This is a genomic window from Paraburkholderia sp. BGA-UO-ETr-F12 (assembly GCF_059567945.1).
This window is the reverse complement of sequence record NZ_JCAQOZ010000030.1, coordinates 76,425-93,572: the sequence shown is the minus strand read 5'-3', so window position 1 is coordinate 93,572 and position 17,148 is coordinate 76,425. Positions and strand designations below refer to the sequence as shown.

General features: G+C 62.5%; 11 protein-coding genes and 1 tRNA gene. 8 read left to right on the top strand and 4 right to left on the bottom strand.

What is annotated here, in order from left to right; all coding sequences use genetic code 11:
- Positions 1-50 precede the first annotated feature (50 nt).
- A complete protein-coding gene (locus AC57B6_RS14470; protein ID WP_496421579.1) occupies positions 51-1,268 on the top strand; it encodes a DUF1501 domain-containing protein in 1,218 nt (405 codons plus the stop codon).
- A gap of 88 nt (positions 1,269-1,356) precedes the next feature.
- Here the strand turns inward: AC57B6_RS14470 and AC57B6_RS14465 are convergent, their stop codons facing one another.
- On the bottom strand, positions 1,357-2,181 hold the full coding sequence (locus AC57B6_RS14465; RefSeq protein WP_106353189.1) for a squalene/phytoene synthase family protein: 825 nt from the start codon (positions 2,179-2,181) through the stop codon (positions 1,357-1,359).
- A gap of 216 nt (positions 2,182-2,397) precedes the next feature.
- Here AC57B6_RS14465 and AC57B6_RS14460 point away from each other — a divergent pair.
- Positions 2,398-2,484: transfer RNA gene (locus AC57B6_RS14460), tRNA-Leu, on the top strand.
- 106 nt (positions 2,485-2,590) lie between these two features.
- Here AC57B6_RS14460 and AC57B6_RS14455 read toward each other — a convergent pair.
- Positions 2,591-2,884, bottom strand: coding sequence for a hypothetical protein (locus AC57B6_RS14455; RefSeq protein ID WP_028196595.1), 294 nt, complete (start codon positions 2,882-2,884; stop codon positions 2,591-2,593).
- A 658-nt stretch (positions 2,885-3,542) separates the two neighbouring features.
- Between AC57B6_RS14455 and AC57B6_RS14450 the strand changes: the two genes are divergently transcribed.
- Both AC57B6_RS14450 and AC57B6_RS14445 read left to right on the top strand, forming a co-directional pair.
- The gene (locus tag AC57B6_RS14450) at positions 3,543-6,938 is read left to right on the top strand and encodes a DUF2339 domain-containing protein (protein ID WP_496421578.1); all 3,396 of its coding nucleotides are present in this window, start codon (positions 3,543-3,545) and stop codon (positions 6,936-6,938) included.
- Positions 6,935-8,497 (top strand): DUF3999 domain-containing protein, encoded by a 1,563-nt coding sequence (locus AC57B6_RS14445; RefSeq protein WP_496421577.1) that lies wholly within the window; start codon positions 6,935-6,937, stop codon positions 8,495-8,497. Before AC57B6_RS14450 ends, AC57B6_RS14445 begins: the two co-directional genes overlap by 4 nt.
- Positions 8,498-8,516: 19 nt before the next feature.
- Here the strand turns inward: AC57B6_RS14445 and AC57B6_RS14440 are convergent, their stop codons facing one another.
- Together AC57B6_RS14440 and AC57B6_RS14435 are read right to left on the bottom strand one after the other, a co-directional pair.
- Positions 8,517-8,969: a MarR family winged helix-turn-helix transcriptional regulator gene (locus AC57B6_RS14440; RefSeq protein WP_028196592.1), complete on the bottom strand. Its 453-nt coding sequence runs from the start codon at positions 8,967-8,969 to the stop codon at positions 8,517-8,519.
- A gap of 64 nt (positions 8,970-9,033) precedes the next feature.
- Positions 9,034-10,179: a glycerate kinase gene (locus AC57B6_RS14435; RefSeq protein WP_444516554.1), complete on the bottom strand. Its 1,146-nt coding sequence runs from the start codon at positions 10,177-10,179 to the stop codon at positions 9,034-9,036.
- 613 nt (positions 10,180-10,792) lie between these two features.
- Here AC57B6_RS14435 and tig point away from each other — a divergent pair.
- From tig to lon, 4 genes are all read left to right on the top strand, one after another.
- Positions 10,793-12,139, top strand: a complete 1,347-nt coding sequence (tig, locus tag AC57B6_RS14430; protein ID WP_028196590.1) for a trigger factor — start codon at positions 10,793-10,795, stop codon at positions 12,137-12,139.
- A gap of 206 nt (positions 12,140-12,345) precedes the next feature.
- Positions 12,346-12,999, top strand: coding sequence for an ATP-dependent Clp endopeptidase proteolytic subunit ClpP (clpP, locus tag AC57B6_RS14425; protein WP_007182010.1), 654 nt, complete (start codon positions 12,346-12,348; stop codon positions 12,997-12,999).
- A gap of 198 nt (positions 13,000-13,197) precedes the next feature.
- Positions 13,198-14,469 carry an ATP-dependent Clp protease ATP-binding subunit ClpX gene (gene clpX, locus AC57B6_RS14420; protein WP_028196589.1) on the top strand — a complete coding sequence of 424 codons (1,272 nt, stop codon included), beginning with the start codon at positions 13,198-13,200 and terminating at the stop codon, positions 14,467-14,469.
- A 202-nt stretch (positions 14,470-14,671) separates the two neighbouring features.
- Positions 14,672-17,098, top strand: coding sequence for an endopeptidase La (lon, locus tag AC57B6_RS14415; protein WP_028196588.1), 2,427 nt, complete (start codon positions 14,672-14,674; stop codon positions 17,096-17,098).
- Positions 17,099-17,148: the final 50 nt, after the last annotated feature.

Genomic DNA, 17,148 nt, shown 5'->3' with positions numbered 1-17,148 from the left:
TCCGTCGAAGGCGACCCGACGCGCGCCATGACAAGCGAACGAGGTGCAGGATGAAACGACGCAGCTTTCTCTCGATGGGCGCGGCCGCCAGCGCAACGCTCTGGTTGCCGCGCGCCTTCGGTGCGCAGATGGCAACGCCCGGCGGCTCAGCGAATCGCGGATACAGCAACCTGCTGATTCTCGTCGAACTGAAGGGCGGTAACGACGGTTTGAATACCGTGATTCCGTTTGCCGATCCCACTTACTATCAGCTACGAAAAAATATCGGCATCAAACGCGAGCAGGCGATTCAGCTCGACGAGCGCACCGCCTTGCATCCGTCATTGCAGCCGTTGATGCCGCTTTGGCAAAGCCGTCAACTGGCGATCGTGCAGGGCGTGAGCTACGCGCAACCGAACCTGTCGCATTTCCGTTCGATCGAGATCTGGGACACCGCGTCGCGTTCGGACCAATACCTGCGCGAGGGCTGGCTCACCCGTGCGTTCGCGCAGACGCCGGTACCTACCGGTTTTGCCGCCGACGGCGTGGTGATCGGCAGCGCCGAAATGGGGCCGTTCGCCAACGGCGCGCGCGCGATCGCGCTGGTCAATCCTGAGCAATTCGTCAAAGCCTCGCGCCTCGCCACACCGGTGTCGCTGCACGAGCGTAATCCGGAGTTGGCGCATATTCTCGACGTCGAGAACGATATCGTGAAAGCCGCCGACCGCCTGCGTCCTACGCAAGCTCAGGCGCAATTGAAGACGGCGTTTCCCGGCGGTGCGTTCGGCAGTTCGATCAGGACGGCAATGCAGGTGCTCGCCGCCGGCGATACGCCGCAAGGGCAGCCGCGTAATGGACAAGGCGTCGCAGTGATCCGTTTGACGTTGAACGGGTTCGATACGCACCAGAACCAGCCCGGCCAGCAAGCGGCGCTGCTCAAGCAATTGGCCGAAGGGTTTGCGTCGATGAAGTCGGCGCTGGTGGAACTCGGCCGCTGGAATGAGACGCTGGTGATGACCTATGCCGAGTTTGGCCGGCGCCCGCGTGAGAACCAGAGCAACGGCACGGACCACGGCACCGTGGCGCCGCATTTCGTGATGGGCGGGCGAGTGCGGGGCGGTTTGTACGGCTTGCCGCCGGTGCTCGCGCGCCTGGACGGCAATGGCAACTTGCCGGTCGGCATCGATTTTCAGCAACTCTATGCGACCGTGCTCGGCCCCTGGTGGGGGCTCGATTCGTCCGCGATCCTGCAGCAGCGGTTCGAGCCGCTGCCCTTACTGCGCGTCTGACAAGGGACCGTGCGCGCTTCCCAGCATGACGCGGCGGCCGTTCGCCTGGGCCGGGGTCCGTTTGTCTATTTGTCCGCTTACTGTCCGCTTACCTGGCGCGCCAGCTAAGCCAGAGCTTGCGGATCGGCGTCAACGCAATGCGCTGATGCAGTACGTGATAGCCGTCACGTTCGATCTCATCCAGCAGTGCGAGAGCGAGTGCCGCTTGCGCGACCAACGTGCGCTGCGTGCGTCGCTCATGCGCGGGCATGGCGGCGAGTGCTGCCCGCACCGCATCGCGAGCCCGCCTGGTTTCGAAGCGCATCAGCTCGGTAAAAGCGTCGGAATATTTCCGGTTGATCAGGTCGGCGGCAGTGACGTTAAAGCGCTGCATTTCATCGACCGGAATATAGATGCGGCCGTGACGTGCATCATTGCCGGTTTCGACAACGAACTGGGCAAGCTGCAGCCCTTCGCCGAGCGGTGCCGCCCAGCTTGACGCCTCTGCGGCGTTTTTTGCCGTCGCGCGCGCGACCAGCGATGCAAAGGTGCCGCCCACGCCCTGCACATAGCGCCGCAGATTCGGGTAGTCGAGATAGCGTGCCTGGTCGAGGTCCATTTCGAAGCCGGCGAGCAACGCCTGCAACGCCGGATAGGCGGCCTGCACATCGGGCAGATAGGCTGCCAGTGCCTTTGAAACCGGATGCGACGGCGAGCCCGCAGCCAGCGCGGCGAGCTCGTTTTGCCACCACGCGAGTTTGGTGCGGCCGATTGCCGGATCGCTGACTTCTTTTACGGTTTCCTCGAATTCGCGGCGCAGCGCGAACAGCGCGGTCAGGAGCGGCTGGCTTGCCGCGGGTGCCCGCCGAAGCGCATAGTAGGTGCTCGATCCGGGCGGCGCCGCTTTCTGCTGGCAATATTCGTCGAAATTCACGGGATTGGAATGTGGGGAGGGCGGCGTAGAGGGCACGGGGTGCGCGCGTTTAGCCAAAAATTGTAGCATCGACGTCTGTTGGACAGATGCATGAGCAAATGCAGACAAGCGCGAATCAATCGGTTAGAATCTCGCGCTTACGCTTTCGGGCGCGGATTTTGACGCGCTCATGAGCATGCAGGACATCGGGCGGAACGCGCAGCGCTTTGCCCGGCTGCGAGGGTGGCGAAATTGGTAGACGCACCAGGTTTAGGTCCTGACGCCCGCAAGGGTGTAGGGGTTCGAGTCCCCTCCCTCGCACCATCCGTATGTAGCGGAAAAGTAGCAGAAAACCCCGTTAAGTCTTTGGACTGACGGGGTTTTTTGTTTTTCACTCGACGTGTATCGAACGGCGCGTGTCCGGCAGCGCTCAGGCGTCCGGCGCGGCCGACGGCGGTTCGGTTTGCGTGCCCGGCAGTTCGGCTTGTGCGGCGCCTTCGAGAAAGCGGCGAGTCGAATCGAACGCGTGCAGCATCGGATCGGGCCACGGCGTTTGCAGCATGACCGCCTGGTGGTTTTCGAACGCCGACGACAACAGCTTGACCAATTCGGGCGAGCGCAGATGGCGCAGCAGCACACTGACGGCGATCGCCGTCGCCTGGCTCGCGCCGGCGGTTTGAAGTTCTGAGGCGGTGAGGGCCGCTACCTGTTTGTTGATGTCCACTGAAGCTTCCCTGGATGAAATGGGGTGATAGAAGGCCTGTAGGCCGATCCCGAATTTTGACATGGTTGATGGCTTGCCGCGAACCTGGCGGGTTGGCCGGACCTGCCGCTCTGGAAGTGTGGCAAAGGCGTTAAACGCAGTTAATCTGCTAAACAATATGGATGCGGGCGTAGGTGAGAGCGGCTGCCGGATTTGTCCAGACAATCGGATGTTCAGCGCGCTGTGCCTGAATTCACGCGGCATCCGTTGCGATGCATATTGTGTGGATTGTTAATTCGCACGTGATCGGCATTGAACGCATGGATTAAGAAATGGCTGCTTGGGTCCGCTTAGGCCGGGCGTGGCTCACACGTGTTTGAACCACGACGGTCGGCGCATCCGCGCGGGCCTCCGCTAATCGCCGGTAGCCCTCCCCGGATTAATCCTGCGAAAAAAAGCCGTGTGAAGTTAGCAAAAAAACTGGCGAAAAAGAGATATGCGTTGGTGAATAGGCGCCGCCATTTGATTTCGTTCACGCAGTGCTTCAAAAGCGTGGTTCGCGACTCGACTTACATGGTATTCTGCGCGCCGATTTTCGCTGGTTTGCTGGCGCAATGGTTTCGGATTAATCCGTGCGACAAACGGATCTCGCAGTTGAAGACAATAATAGAGGCATGCGATGAGCGTGATATTTGCCCTGATCGGCGCGGTGATCGGGATAGTAGCCGCCGTGTCGAACGATTTCTCGATTGGTTTCGGTGCATTGGCGGGGGGGATGGCTGGCGTTGCGCTCGCACGTCTGCTGCAAAAGCAGTCTGCACGGCCCGTAAGCGACCCCGTGTCCAAACCGGCGGCGTCCGATAACCTGAACTACCCGGCCGGCAGCCCATCCAGCGAACTCGCTGCGCGCGTCGAGCGACTGGAGCAGGAGATTGTCGTTCTGCGCGGTGAGATCCGGGCATTGCGCGCCGGGGTTACCGGCGCGTCGGCGACCGCGAGTGAGGATGGTGAGTCGACGTTGTCCGGGCGGGGTCCTGACACGCTCGCATCGCATCCTTACGCGATACCGCCCGCAGCGGGGCAGCAGTCGCGTCGCGAGCGTGCAGTCACGCCGCCGCAGCCGGCAGCCTTGCGCCCGACGGTGAGCGCCAGCGCAGTCACGCCGCAGGAGCCGGCCGCAGCGCTTGCATCGAGCGGATCGGCCGTAGCGGGCACGCTGAATGGCCAGCCACACAACCCCGCAGCGTTGTCGCCGTCTGCCGATTCACCGATACCCGCGCAAACTCCGCCCGCGCCTCCGCGCGGTCCCGGTCTCGTCGAACGCCTCTTCAAAAGCGCTCGCGACTGGCTATTTGGTGGCAACACGGTTGTGCGGGTCGGCATCGTCGTGCTGTTCTTCGGCATTGCGTTCCTGCTCAAATACGCCGCGGACAACAGTCTGTTGCCGATCGAATTCCGCCTGGCCGGCGTGGCGCTCGCCGCGACCGTCCTGCTCGGGCTCGGGTGGCGCATTGGCGAGCGTCGCGGAGCGTACGGGCTTATCTTGCAGGGCGGCGGCGTCGGCGCGCTTTATCTGACCGTGTTCGCCGCAACCCGGCTCTATCATCTGCTGCCGGCAGGCGCCGCCTTGCCGTTGATGATCGCGATCTGCGGCCTGAGCGCATTTCTGGCGGTGCGCCAGAACGCATCGTCGCTGGCCTTCATGGGGAGTGCGGGCGGCTTCCTCGCGCCGCTACTCCTGTCGACGGGCGGTGGTAGTCACGTGATGCTGTTCAGCTACTACGCGCTACTCAACGCAGGTATTTTCGCGATTGCGTGGTTCAAGGCGTGGCGGCCCCTGAATCTGCTTGGCTTCGTGTTCACGTTCTCGATCGGCGCCGCGTGGGGCGTGACGGCTTACCGGCCTGAATTGCTGGCCAGCACGGAGCCGTTCCTGATTCTGTTTTTCCTGATGTATGTCGGCATCGCGTTGCTCTATGCGCTGCGCCGTGAGATCGCGCTCAAGCATTACGTCGACGGTACGTTGGTGTTCGGCACGCCGCTCGTCGCGATCGGTCTGCAAGCGGCCCTGATGAAGGGCACCGAATTCGGTCTGGCGTGGAGCGCGGTCGCGCTGGCTGCTTTCTACCTGGCGGTCGCGGGCTGGCTGGCGCCGCGGCGCGCGCGCCTCGGCATGATGTTCGAAGCGATGCTCGCGCTGGCCGTGATCTTCGCCACACTCGCCGTGCCGCTCGCTTTCACCGGACCGACCACCAGCGCGACCTGGGCCATCGAAGGCGCCGCGATCACGTGGCTCGCGGTGCGCCAACGGCGCCTGAGTGCCTTCGGCTTTGGGCTGCTGATGCAACTGGCCGCGGCGGCCGCGTATGCTGTCGGCACGTACGCGCAGATCGGCAGCGCGCATGCATGGCCGGTCCTGAACGGCGCGTACATTGCGACCGTGCTGATTGCGATCGCGGGCATCTTCACGGGATGGCGCTTGCATGGCCGCAGCGAAGCGGGCGCGTGGCACGCATGGATGCCGCAGATCGGCCTCGTCGCCGGGGTGTGGGGACTGTTGTGGTGGATCTGTGGCGGGCTGCACGAAATCCACGCGTACGCGCACGCGCACCTTGCGTACGACCGCGATCGTTTCGAGACTGCCGTCATCGCGCTGTTCGCCGTTCTAACCGCGTGGCTTGCGCACGGCGCGCACCGCAAGCTGCGTTGGCCGCTTGCCGAACTGCCTGCGCTGGCACTCGTGCCGGTGCTCGCTTTGCTGACATTGAGTCTGTTCATGTTGAGCATGGCGCCGGTCGGCGGTTACGGCTGGCTGGTCTGCGCGGTTGTCGTGGTTGCCGCCTACGCGCTGCTGTGGCGTCAGCAGCGCGACATTAGCGACCGGGTGCTTGCTGTCCTGCATGTGCTGATGTTCTGGACAGCCGCCGCGCTCGTCGCCCTCGAAGGCTATTGGGGCTTGCGTGCGTACGTGCCGGAAGGCGCATGGAGCTGGAGCGCGTGGGCGTACGGCTTTGGCATTCTGCTGCTGCTGATGGCGGGCGTCGGGCATCGTTTGCGCTGGCCGGTCGCGCGGTTCCTGCAGGCGTATCAGGTGTGGGGCGCAGCGCCGCTCGCCGTCCTGCTATGGGTGTGGAGCATCGCGAGCGTGACGAGCGACGGCAGCGCCGCGCCGCTCTTCTGGCTGCCGATTCTCAATCCGCTGGACGTCGCGCAGATCCTCGCGCTGGTCGCCTGTGCCGTTTGGCTGCGGCGCCTGCGCGCGCTGGGCGTGCACTGGCATCCGCGGGCCTTCGACTATGCGGTGCTCGCGACCCTGTTCCTGTGGTTCAATGCGTTGCTGCTGCGCACGCTGCATCATCATTTCCATGCAGCGTACGATATCGATGCGGTGCTGGCGTCGTTCAATTTCCAGCAGGTGTTTCTGGTTGGCTGGAGTGCGTTTGCCTTTGCGGGGTTGTGGGTTGCGCGCCGCGACAGCATCGTGCGGGTGTGCGCGATCGCCTCGACGCCGCTTGTGCTGGTAATGTGGATGTGGACGTTCTATGCGAACCTGACACAGGATGGCGGCGCGTGGGCGCGCTTGCCGCTGCTCAATCCGCTCGACCTGGTGCAGGCGGTGATCTTTGCATTGGCGGCGTTGTGGCTCATCCGCATCAACCGCCTCGGTGTGCCGATCGGCGAATATCGTGTGCCGTTGCAGGTAGCGGTCGGCGCGACCGGATTCGTCTGGCTCAACGCGATGCTGCTGCGCACGCTGCATCATTGGATCGGCGTGCCATACCAGCTCGACGACATGTCGCACTCGATGCTCGTGCAAGCTTCGGTCTCGGTATTCTGGACCGTCTGCGCATTGGCTATGATGATCTGGGCGACGAGGCGAGCCAGCCGGATTTTCTGGTTCATCGGCGGCGCGCTGCTGGCAGCCACTGTCGTCAAGCTGTTCCTGTTCGATCTGTCACACGTGACCGGTATCGAGCGGATCGTATCGTTCATCGGTATTGGACTGATGTTGCTGCTGATCGGTTACTTCTCGCCGTTGCCGCCCAAAGCAGTGGTTCTGGAAGCTGAGCAATGAAGCGTGTCCTGATAGCGGCGGGGTGGTGTCTTGCGATCTCGTCAGCGTGGTTGTCGACGGCGGCCGTGGCGGCGGATAGGTTTGCGCAGCGCTTTGCGCTTGAACTCGAAAGCGGCGCCGCCTATTACAGCGTGACGCTTCCGGCTGCCGTGTACGCCGCCAGCCAGCGCGGCGATCTCGGCGATGTGCGCGTGTTCAATGGTGCGGGCGAGCCCGTACCGTATTCGCTCGACGCGCCGCGGGAGCCCTCCCGGGCGCCGGCTACCTTGCGCCCGGTGCGCTGGTTTCCGTTGCCGTCCGCCGCGCCGGGCGGAACCCGCGCGCCACTCGGCGTGACCATCGCCGCCGACGGGTCGCTGCGTGCAACCTCCGCACCACCGTCACGCGAGCAGCAGGACGCCGAGTTGATCGATCTCGCGCGCGAGACGCGGGGCGGCGCCCGGATCGATGCACTGGTCGTCCATGTGCGCGATGACAACTACCAGGGGCGTGTCAGCGTCGAATCGAGTGACGATCTGCGCAGCTGGCAACCCGCCGGCGAAGCGCAACTGCTCAAGGTGAGCTACAACGGCAGCACGCTGAGCCAGGACCGTATCGAGCTCACCGGCATGCGCGCGCGTTATCTGCGTTTGCACTGGCTCGACGGCGCGCCCTACATCGAATCGATCGATGCCCAGATACAGGCGGCCGGCGCCGAAAGCGCGCGGAGCGCGGATACTCAACGGGAATGGCGCGTCGGCATCGTTGCCCGCGCGGGTCCGAAAGACGGCGAATATTTCTTCGAGACCGGCGGCCCTTATCCCGTCGATCGTTTGCGCCTGAACCTGCCACAGCCGAATACCGTGGCGCCCGCCGTCGTCTACTCGCGTGCGGGGCTGGAGGCGGCCTGGCGAGAGGTATCGGGCGCGACGCTGTTCCGTTTGCACAACGGCGCGGTGGAGCAAAGCAATCCATCGCTTGAGCTGGCCCCTGACACGGATCGTCAATGGCGAGTGGTGGTCGATACGCGCAATGGCGGTTTGGGAAGCGGCACGTTGACCGTCGCCGCGGGCTGGCGTCCGGCGACGCTCACCTTCGTCGCGCGTGGCGCCCCGCCTTTCACGCTGGCGGTGGGGAGCGCGGCCGCGGTGTCGTCGGCGCTGAGCCGGGCGGATCTGTTGATGGGAACGTCATCGGTTGCTGCCACAGCGAGACTGGGTGAGGCGCTTCCTGTTGAGCTGGGAGATGATGCGCAGGCATCGGGTAAAGACCCCGACGCGACGCGGCGCTACATGTTGTGGGCGGCCTTGCTGCTGGCTGTCGGCTCGCTGGGTGCGATTGCCTGGCGGCTAGCGCGTGGCGTTCAGGCTCAGCCTGGCGGTGTGGCCGGTGGCGGAGCGGGTGCAACGGGTGGAGCGGGTGCAACGGGCGGAGCGGCCGGAACCGGTGACGCGGGCGCTGCTGGTGGATCGGCAGGCGAGGTGTCTGGCGGATCAGACCCGGCAAGCGCTGCAGCTGGCGATGCAGGCCGCGACAACGCCAACGCCAACGCCCACGCTCAAGGCCCCGCAAAGCACTGACGGGACGTCGTGCCCTTGCTTACCCCTCGTGGACGGAAATTGTCTCGATGATCTTGTCGAGCGCCTGACCGAACGCGAGTTTTTCCTGTTCGTCGAGGCAGTCGAACATATCCCCGTTCCACTTGCGCGCGATCGGCATCACCTTGCGATAGAGCGCGCGGCCTTCGGGGGTTAGCGACACCAGCACGACGCGGCCGTCTTCGGCGCTCGGCTCGCGTTTCACCAGTCCCTGCCTGATCAATGCCTCAGCCGCGCGGCTCGCCTGGCTCTTGTCGAGGTTGGCGTGCCGCGCCAGGTCCATGATTGAAAACGGTCCGAACGAGCCCACTGATGCAATCACCCGCGCTTCAGGCAACGTCACACCGAGTTTGTCCTGATAGCGCACGCTAATGCCACGCTCGGCGAGTTTGTTCAGGACATGCAGACGGTACGTCAGGAACTGCTCGAGTCCGGCTTTGGCGGAGGCCTTCATGGTTGTCCCGTGATAAGTGGCGCGGTTGTGGCGCTGTGATTGTTGCCGCAACCGTCCCCTCCGGTCAACGCGCGCCGTACTTCAAACGCGTCAACTGTTCGGCTTCGTCGGCCAGCAGGCGCGCCGCATCGCGAATTGCGACTTCGAGCGTGATCGGCCCGGGGGCCGGCGAGAAGCAGCCACTGAAGTATTCGGCGAGGCGCGGCAGCGCCGCGGAGTCGACCGCGCCGGAGAGCAGCGTGGCCGGCACACCCGCAGCCTGCGCATGACGGCACGCGATGAACGGCGCCTTGCCGTGCAGCGTTTGCACGTCCGAGCGTCCTTCGCCGGTGATCAGCCAGTTCGCGCCTTCAAGCGCGGCGTCCAGACCGATCTGCCGCGCGACGGTTTCCGCGCCCGGCTCGAACTGCGCGCCCAGCATGTGCAGCGCGAAGCCGAGACCCCCGGCCGCGCCCGCGCCCGGCTGGTCGCGCGCCGTGCGCCCCAGCGCCGCCTCGAGCAGATCGGCGAAGCGGGCGAGGGCGGCGTCGATCGAAGCAACCTGTTCCGGCTTGACACCCTTTTGCGGTCCGAATACCGCGGTCGCGCCGTGATCGCCGGTCAGCGGATTGTCCACATCGGACATGCCGACGAACTGCGTGTCCGCGAGGCGGGCGTCCAGTTGCGATACGTCGACGCGCGCCACGCGAGCGAGTTGCTCCGGCGTCGCGTCGAGTTCCTTGTCTTGCGCGTCGAAAAGCTTCAGGCCGAGGCCGGCCAGCAAGCCGGCGCCGCCGTCGTTCGTGCTGCTGCCGCCGAGCGCGACGAAAAAGCGCCGCACGCCGGCATCGAGCAAGGCGCGAATCGCTTCGCCCATGCCGCGGGTGCTGCGCGCCTCGACCGGCACGCCCATGCCGACCGGATCGGTAATGCCGACGATTTCCGCTGTTTCGATGATCGCGCTGCCATCCGCCAGCAGGCCTGTCAGTGCCTCGCGCACCGGACCGGCCGCGCCGCGCACGCTCAGCTTGCGGCGTTCGCCGCCGCTTGTGAGCATGGCGTCGAGCGTGCCTTCGCCCCCGTCGGCCATCGGGCAGATACGCACGCTGGCGTCCGGCCGGGCGCGCTGGATGCCGGACGCAATCGCCTGCGCGACCTGTTCCGCGCTGAGCGAACCTTTGAAGGAATCGGGAGCAATGACGACGACAGGCGAGGACGGCAAATTCGGCATGGTGTCTCTGAATGGTTGGAGTCGTTGCGAGGGCGGGTGAATTGATCGGATGAGCGCGCAGCCCCGAGCGCGTCCGTTAGCTTATCAGCATGGGCGCGTGGACTGAATATGTCGAACGGCATAGCCGGAATCGTCCATGGGAGCGCGCACGGAAAGCACGGGCGCGGCGCGGGCGGCAGGTGCGCCAGGTGCGCCAGGTGCGCCAGGTGCGGCTGGCGAATCGGCCGGCCTTGCCGGCGCGCGTTGGCCGGTGAGCCGGTAAGCCGCTGGAAAGTGCCGTCAAACTGCACGCGCACCATTGCAACCGGACTTGAAACGGGCAGGCTAAGCGCAAGGGCAGACGTAAGAGTTACCGGCGAATCGCAAACAGGTGAAAAACAGCCTCAAAAGCGGTTCCAACACCGATAAAAACGCGCGCAATTGTCGAATCCCGGCTAAGCGCGCAAATAGTTTGCTAAAATATTCGGCTCTTTGGACCCAACCGTGCTGCCGGTGGCCTGCAAGCCCGCGGCGCAGGCGCCGAATTGATGCGACGCGCGATGCGAAGCGACATCGAAAAGCGGCACGCAGAAGATAACTGATTCGCTCGAATAATTTTAGGACGATTGAAGCCATGGCTAACGTTGTTGAAAACCTCGGCAAGCTCGAACGCCGCGTAACGATTTCCCTGCCGAAGGACGCCGTGCAGAAGGAAGTGGACTCGCGTATCCGTCAACTCGCGAAGAACGTGCGCATGCCGGGTTTCCGCCCGGGCAAGGTGCCGCTCAAGATGGTGACGCAACAGTATTCGGGCCAGGTTGAAGCTGAAGTGCTGAGCGACAAGGTCGGCAAGGAGTTTTTCGACATCAGCCGCGCGGAAAACCTGCGCGTTGCCGGTCAGCCGAGCTTCGCGCCGAAGGCCGACGCTGCTGAAAACGACTACGCGTTCGACGCGACCTTCGAGGTGTATCCGGAAGTGAAGCTGGGCGACGTCGCCACGGCTGAAATCGAGCGCACCACGACCACCATCAGCGAAGCCGAAATCGATCGCACGCTGGACATCCTGCGCAAGCAGCGCGTGCATTTCCACGCTCGCGGCGAATCCGGCGAGCACGGCGACGGCGGCGCGGACACGGCAGCGAAAGACGGCGACCGCGTGACGGTCGACTTCGTCGGCAAGATCGACGGTGAAGTGTTCCAGGGCGGCAGCGCCGAAGACTTCGCATTCGTGCTGGGCGAAGGCCGCATGCTGCCGGAGTTCGAAAAGGCGGCGCTAGGCCTGAAGGTCGGCGAGGCGAAGGAATTCGACCTGGCTTTTCCGGCCGACTACCACGGCAAGGATGTCGCCGGTAAGACCGCGCAGTTCACGATCACGATGAAGAAGATCGAGTGGCCGCACCTGCCGGAAATCGACGCGGAATTCGCAAAGTCGCTCGGTATCGAAGACGGCGATCTGGTCAAGATGCGCGCTGAGATCAAAGACAATCTCGAGCGCGAAGCGAAACGCCGCACGCAAGCGATCGTCAAGAACCAGGTCATGGACGCGCTCCTGAAGATCTCGGAACTCGACGTGCCGAACGCGCTGATCGCACAGGATCAGGAGCGTCTGGTCGCTATGGCGCGTCAGGACCTCGAGCAACGTGGTGTGCCGAACGCCGCTGATGCACCGATCCCGGCTGAGATGTTCAAGGAACAGGCTGAGCGCCGCGTGAAGCTGGGCCTCGTGCTGGCCGAGCTGGTCAAGGCCAATGAGCTGCAAGCCAAGCCGGAGCAGATTCGTGCCGAAGTCGACGAATTCGCGAAAAGCTACGAAGACCCGAAGGAAGTCGTCCGCTGGTATTATTCCAATCAGCAACGCCTTGCAGAAATGGAAGCGTACGTCGTTGAAGCCAACGTCGTCGATTTCGTCCTCAGCAAGGCCAAGGTGACGGACAAGGAAGTTAGCTTCGAAGAACTGGCAAGCGCAACGGCGCAAGCGTAAGCGTCGCTGCAACGGCGTGCCGGCTGTCGGAGCGACGGCTCGCACGCCGTTTTTTTGTGCTGTGAAAGTACGTTGCGTTTTGCATGGCGCGTTTCACGCGGCGTGGCACACCGCGTTCGCGCTGATCGGGCACTTGAATACGGTCTCGCCGGCCGCACCTGTCTAGCACCTGATATTTAGAATATTTCCAGACAAGGATCCATTGCATGACCTTTCGCGCCCAAATGCTGGACACGCTGACCTCCCAGTCCTCGCGGGATCTCGAAGCGCAGGCGCTCGGACTGGTGCCGATCGTCGTGGAAACGAGCGGCCGCGGTGAGCGCTCGTATGACATCTATTCGCGTCTGCTAAAGGAACGGATCGTGTTCCTGGTAGGCGAAGTAAACGACCAGACGGCCAATCTCGTCGTCGCGCAGATGTTGTTCCTTGAAAGCGAAAACCCGGACAAGGACATCAGTTTCTACATCAACAGCCCGGGCGGGTCGGTTTCGGCCGGGATGGCGATCTACGATACGATGCAATTCATCAAGCCGGACGTGTCGACTTTGTGCATGGGCCTCGCGGCTAGCATGGGTGCGTTCCTGCTGGCAGCCGGTGCAAAGGGCAAGCGTTTTGCGCTGCCGAATTCGCGCGTGATGATTCACCAGCCGCTGGGCGGCGCGCGCGGCCAGGCGTCGGACATCGAAATCCAGGCACGTGAAATCCTGTACCTGAAGGAACGGCTGAATCATCTGCTCGCGCATCACACCGGCCAGCCTGTCGAGCGTATCGCACGCGACACCGACCGGGACAATTTCATGTCCGGCGATGACGCACAAGCTTACGGTCTGGTTGACCAGGTGGCGCACAAGCGTCCCTGAAATGTCCGTTGAATCGTCCGTGCGGTCTTGCCCTGAAACGGGGTGAGGCCGTCATCGGATCGGTTGTGAAATAATCAAGACTCGTCCGAGCGCCTGCGGCAAACGCCGTCACCTTGGCTCACGTCCCGCCGCGCCCCAACTGCGAGGCCGGGGCAAACGGCGTATCATGTAATCGAGTGTCCGGAGGCTCACACATCTATGGCGGACAAGAAAAGTTCTAACAGCGAAAAGCTGTTGTATTGCTCGTTTTGCGGTAAGAGCCAGCATGAAGTCAAAAAGCTGATTGCAGGCCCGTCGGTGTTCATCTGTGATGAATGTATTGACCTGTGCAACGAAATCATCCGCGATGAGGCTGCAGGCGCGGGCATCGAGGCCGGCTTGTCCAAGTCCGATCTGCCGAGCCCGCAGGAAATCCGCGAAATCCTCGACCAGTACGTGATCGGTCAGGAGCGCGCGAAAAAGATTCTCGCGGTTGCGGTGTACAACCACTACAAGCGCCTCAAGCATCTCGACAAGAAGGACGAGATCGAACTGTCCAAGAGCAACATCCTGCTGATCGGCCCGACCGGTTCCGGCAAGACCTTGCTCGCGCAGACGCTCGCACGCCTTCTGAACGTGCCGTTCGTCATTGCCGACGCAACGACGCTGACGGAAGCCGGCTACGTCGGTGAAGACGTCGAGAACATCATCCAGAAGCTGCTGCAGAACTGCAATTACGAAGTGGACAAGGCCCAGCGCGGCATTGTCTACATCGACGAGATCGACAAGATCAGCCGCAAGTCCGACAACCCGTCGATTACCCGCGACGTGTCGGGCGAAGGCGTGCAGCAGGCCTTGCTGAAGCTGGTTGAGGGTACGATGGCGTCGGTGCCGCCGCAGGGTGGCCGTAAGCATCCGAATCAGGACTTCATCCAGGTCGACACCACCAATATTCTGTTTATTTGCGGTGGCGCGTTCGACGGTCTGGAGAAAGTCATTGTCGACCGTACCGAGAAGACCGGTATCGGCTTTGGCGCAAGCGTGAAGAGCAAGCAGGACCGCGACGCCGGCGAAGTGCTGCGCGAAGTGGAGCCGGAAGATCTGATCAAGTTCGGTCTGATTCCTGAGCTGATCGGCCGTCTGCCAGTGGTGGCCACGCTCGGCAAGCTCGACGAAACGGCGTTGATGAAGATCCTGGTCGAACCGAAGAATGCCTTGGTGAAGCAGTACCACAAGCTGTTCAACATGGAACGCGTCGAGCTCGAAATTCGCCCGGGTGCGTTGCAAGCTGTGGCACGTAAGGCAATCCGCCGCAAGACGGGTGCCCGGGGTCTGCGTTCGATCCTCGAACAGGCGTTGCTTGACGTAATGTATGATCTGCCGCAAATGAAAGGCGTTAGCAAGGTCATCATTGACGACAACGTGATTGACGGCGACGGCAAACCGCTACTGATCTACGAAGACGCGCCCAAAGTGGCGGGTTCGAACTGATCGGCTTTCGGGTTACGCAAAAAAAGCCGTTCATGGCAACGTGAACGGCTTTTTTCGTTTATCGTGTGGTCAGGATGGTTGTTTTCACTATGGAGTCACTGAACCTTCGGAGTCACTGAACTTTTCCCACACGCGGAGGCTTGCAATCTTTTCTGCTGGCCTCACCTATCGAACGAACTGATTCCACTCATGGGGAAATGAAATGTCAGGAACCCAACTCCTTCCGCCGGAACGCATTACGCTCCCGCTGCTCCCGCTGCGCGACGTAGTCGTCTTCCCGCACATGGTGATTCCGCTCTTCGTAGGCCGCCCGAAGTCGATCAAGGCTCTCGAAGCAGCGATGGAAGGCGGTAAGCACATCATGCTCGTCGCCCAGAAAACGGCTGCGAAAGATGAGCCGACCGAAAAGGACATGTATGAAGTAGGGTGTGTCGCCAACATCCTGCAAATGCTTAAGCTGCCCGACGGCACCGTTAAGGTGCTCGTCGAAGGCTTGCAGCGCGCGAAAACGCTTTCCATCGAAGAGCAGGAAACGCAGTTTTCGTGCGAAGTCATGCCGCTCGAACCCGACCACGCCGACAGCGCTGAAACTGAAGCGCTGCGCCGCGCGATCGTGTCGCAGTTCGACCAGTATGTGAAGCTGAACAAGAAGATCCCGCCGGAGATCCTGACGTCGCTGTCAGGCATCGACGAGGCTGGCCGTCTGGCCGATACGATCGCGGCGCATCTGCCGCTCAAGCTCGACCAGAAGCAGCACATCCTCGAGATGTTCCCGGTGATCGAGCGCCTCGAGCATCTGCTCGCGCAACTCGAAGCCGAGATCGACATCCTGCAGGTTGAAAAGCGCATCCGTGGGCGTGTGAAGCGCCAGATGGAGAAGAGCCAGCGCGAGTACTACCTGAACGAACAGGTCAAGGCGATCCAGAAGGAACTGGGCGAAGGCGAAGAGGGTGCGGATCTCGAGGAACTCGAGAAGCGCATCACGGCTGCCCGCATGCCGAAAGAAGCCAAGAAGAAGGCCGACGCGGAGCTGAAGAAGCTCAAGCTGATGTCGCCGATGTCGGCTGAAGCAACGGTCGTGCGCAACTACATCGATACGCTGATCGGCTTGCCGTGGCGCAAGAAGAGCAAGGTCAACAACGACCTCTCGAATGCGGAACGCGTGCTCGACGAAGACCACTTCGGTCTCGAGAAAGTGAAGGAACGCATTCTCGAGTATCTCGCGGTCCAGCAACGTGTCGACAAGGTCAAGGCGCCGATCCTGTGCCTCGTTGGGCCTCCGGGTGTCGGTAAGACGTCGCTGGGTCAGTCGATCGCACGCGCTACGAACCGCAAGTTCGTGCGTATGGCGCTCGGCGGCGTGCGCGACGAGGCCGAGATTCGCGGCCACCGTCGTACGTATATCGGTTCGATGCCCGGCAAGATTCTGCAAAGCCTGACCAAGGTCGGCGTGCGCAATCCGCTCTTCCTGCTCGACGAAGTCGACAAGATGGGCCAGGATTTCCGCGGCGATCCGTCCTCGGCGCTGCTGGAAGTGCTCGATCCGGAACAGAACCATACGTTCGCCGATCACTACGTCGAGGTCGATTTCGATCTGTCGGACGTGATGTTCGTGGCGACGTCGAACTCGCTGAATATTCCGCCGCCGCTGCTCGACCGGATGGAAGTGATCCGTCTGTCGGGTTACACGGAAGACGAAAAGGTCAGCATTGCGCAACGCTATCTGTTGCCCAAGCAGAAGAAGAACAACGGCCTCAAGGATGGCGAGGTCGATGTAACCGAGGCGGCGATCCGCGACATCATTCGTTACTACACGCGTGAAGCGGGCGTACGTTCGCTCGAGCGTGAAATTTCGAAGATCTGCCGCAAGGTCGTGAAGATGCTTCTGCTGAAGAAAGCGGAAGGCGCGGTGAAGGTCGACGGTGGCAATATCGACACCTTCCTCGGCGTGCGCAAGTACGACTTCGGTCTGGCCGCCAAGGAAAATCAGGTCGGTCAGGTCACGGGTCTGGCGTGGACGGAAGTGGGCGGCGATTTGCTGACCATCGAAGCCGCGGTGATGCCGGGCAAGGGCAATGTGATTCGCACGGGTTCGCTCGGCGACGTGATGAAGGAATCCGTCGAAGCTGCGCGCTCGGTGGTCCGCTCGCGTTCGCGCCGTCTGGGTGTCAAGGACGAAGCGTTCGAGAAGCAGGACATTCACATCCACGTGCCGGAAGGCGCGACGCCGAAAGACGGTCCGTCTGCCGGTATCGCGATGACCACGGCGCTGGTGTCGGTATTGACCGGTATTCCGGTTCGTGCCGATGTCGCGATGACGGGTGAAATCACGTTGCGCGGTGAAGTCCTGCCGATCGGCGGCTTGAAGGAAAAACTGCTGGCGGCGCATCGCGGTGGTATCAAGCTGGTGCTGATTCCGGAAGAAAACGTCAAAGACTTGACGGAAATTCCGGACAACGTGAAGAACGCGATCGAGATCGTGCCGGTCCGGTGGATCGACAAGGTGCTCGAACTGGCGCTCGAACGTGTGCCTCAGGCATTGCCGGAAGAGGAGGTGAAGCCGGCAGCGCCCGTCGCTGCGGGGGAGCCCGGTAAGGACGCCGGCGCGACGGAAGTCGTGAAGCATTAAGTCGGTTGACAGCGAAAGCTGTTTGCTCCAAAAAACCCGTGACTTCGGTC